The following is a 2874-nucleotide window of genomic DNA, read 5'->3' as shown; positions in this document are numbered from 1 at the left end:
TGATCTCGTCGTAGAACTCAACCTTGACAGGATCAAGCTCAACGTCGCAAACTACGTATTTATACTTCAAGCGGGCACCGTACAAACCAGGCTCGTTTACTTTTAAAGTCTCACCGTTTTCTCCGATAAGGTCTTTGCCGTTTTTGGTCCACTGGATTAAATAGTCCTTCGCCTCCAGATTCTGACCGAGTTCAATTGTATCCCCAGGACAAAGCGCATTGCCGCCCTCGATGCTCATATCCTCACCGATCTCGGGATTACCTAAATCAAAACTGCGCGCGTTGAAAAAGACAGCAGAAGCATCATAAAGAAAAGGACAAAAATCAGCGATTGCTAGTTTAATGTGGTATTTACGACCAGGGATGACCTTAACTTTTTCAGATTTCATTGGAACTGTCATTCCAGTATAATTAACAGGAGCAGTTGTCGGATCATCTTGGTTATTATCATAATTTCTCCAATAAAAATCAGAATTAACAGAAGGACACCCAGCTCCTGACTTTGCAGCATCTCTAATAGTTGAAATTGCTATAGGCTGAGTGGTTCCCGGTACCAAGGCCAGATTTCTTCCTTTTCCAGTAGTAATATCCGATAGCCAGGCCGCAAATAGTGCTCCTCCAGGTTGACAGACCACAGCACATCCTCTGTTAAAACTATCAGAAACAAATAAATATTCAAATTGCAAAGAGTCTTTTACAGGAATAAAATCAAACTCTAATATAGAAACAGCTTTTTGACTGCCAAACCCCGTTCCTCCGATACTATCAATAACCGCATTTAAATCCGGATCCCCTGTCCACCACGGAACTCTGGGTTTAAAAGATTCAAATCCCTGATAAGGACCAGCAATATAATCAGAATCGTGGGTAGCCAAAACAATTCCTTCCTCAAACGGAAAATCCGAACCGTTTTGATTAAAATATGCTAAAGAATTTATTGTATTTTTTCCATCACCTGCCTGAAATCTCACATTAGAAACCAAATCGCATCCCGATTGTACCAGGACGTCTTTTACCAGTTCTTCCACCGTGTACATCTCTCCGCTAGGACTTACTTTTATAGGAGGAGGAACCGTACCCAAACACAAATCCAGCGTGGTGGTAGGGGTTGTTTCTCCGCTCATCAGTCGGATATAGTATTTTTTGCCCGGTTTTAACTTGTCCAGCGTTATCTTTTTAACAGTAGCTGTCAATGAAAAACATTGAGAGGCCGTAGCATTTATAGCGCTGCAATCCCTATCGTAAAGCGCTCCGTAAAGCGTGGCAGGCATGTTTTTTTCATTGGAAATACTAAAAATATGTTTGTCAGAAGTAGCGGTAAACTCAAACCACAAATCTTTCGGAGAAGATCCCACTGTCGAACAAAAGGGTACTGCTTTTGCGGAAGCGGTTGCTCCCGTAAAATCAATCGATAGTTTTTGACCGCAATCCAAATCGGGATTAACCATTAAAGATACCGCATCTGTACAGTCGTCATTTGCAGGTGCAAAAAACAACACAGATTGTCGATATGCCGCAAACTGAGCCTCATCTAATATACACTGAATATGATCAGCTATATTTTCTTTTACAATTGTGTTCTTTCCATATACAGATAACAGAGAAAAACAAACCAAAAGAAGTAAAACAATTCTTTTCATCTAAACAAATTAAGCAAACAAATATAATTATTTAATAGAAATTTAACCAAAATAAATTAAAAAAATAAACTACCTAAAAAAATAACTTATAGCTTAGAAATCCCGAAGAATTGAACAACTATAAGTTATAAAATAATCTTATGTGAGCATTTAGATTATTTTTATCAAATCTAATACATACTAAATGCCAATATTAAAGACTATTTTTCGCAACAGTCCCATCCTTATTATTGATAATCAACAAATTTAAATCTAAATTTTCACCAACCTCTTCATGTTAGAAGAAGATACTGGTAGTCAATACTGCTTCAAAACCAATCCATTGCTTGCAATACACAACTTTCACTGATAAAGTTTTTTACTTTCAGCATAACCCAGATTAATCACATTCATTTTTTACTTATATTATGTGTATTGATGATTCTGCTGAGAGTAAATCTCAAATGAACTCATTTACAGATAGCAAAAACACAAAAATAACAAGGTAAATTGCTTTCATGTTTTTGTTTACTTTTTTATTTGTTAGACCCTAAACTAAATTCAAGGAGACAAGGTATAATAGGTATTCCTACATTTTATAAGTTATTCCCCGGCAAACCATAAATTACAAAACATTTACCGGGGATAACCAATCTAACCAAAAACTAATAAACTACTTTTTAATATGTATCCAATCAGTACGAATTTTATATGTATATAAATCACTTATTAGCGGCTTTTGCACTTTTGAAAGTTATTCCCCGAAAGAGCAATAATATATTTACAACAATGCTTTTCTCCGGGGATAACCAATCTAACCAAAAACCAATTAAGCCACTTATTGATAAGTATCTGACGATACGCATTCTCACATATATCTAAATAAGATAATAGATATTCCATATCCAGCAATGGTCTATCCCTTTTATTTTTTACTGTTTCTTACAATACCAATTTTCAATTTTGCCCCCTCTCTAAGCACAATTTATATTCAAGATAATAGTTAAAACAGATATTACTAAAAATATATATTAGCTAATCCGTTGTGCATTATGAATTAAAGAAGAGAAAAGTTGTTCATTTGATTGAAAATCAGTAAATTGAATTAACTACAAAACCATTTACAATGAACAACTTAGGTGCAAATTACGAAAGAATTTTGGAAGTTTTACGAAAAATATCAAATGAAAATTTATTGCCCTACCAAAGACGAACACCAAAATTGAAGGATTTGGAATTGATAAGTCTTGCTTTAA

Annotated in this window: 1 protein-coding gene and 1 pseudogene; one reads left to right on the top strand and one right to left on the bottom strand. The window is 35.1% G+C overall.

The window, feature by feature from the left end; translation table 11 throughout:
- A partial coding sequence (locus C8P70_RS13645; RefSeq protein ID WP_208293420.1) for a choice-of-anchor L domain-containing protein occupies positions 1-1639 on the bottom strand: 1639 nt, incomplete at its 3' end.
- 1105 nt (positions 1640-2744) lie between these two features.
- Between C8P70_RS13645 and C8P70_RS14390 the strand changes: the two are divergent.
- Positions 2745-2874, top strand: a pseudogene (locus tag C8P70_RS14390) (IS982 family transposase); the annotation flags it as partial.

The organism is Myroides indicus (genome assembly GCF_004364575.1).
In the GTDB taxonomy this organism is placed as follows: Bacteria; Bacteroidota; Bacteroidia; order Flavobacteriales; family Flavobacteriaceae; genus Flavobacterium; species Flavobacterium indicum_A.
This window is presented reverse-complemented; position numbering and strand designations above follow the sequence as displayed.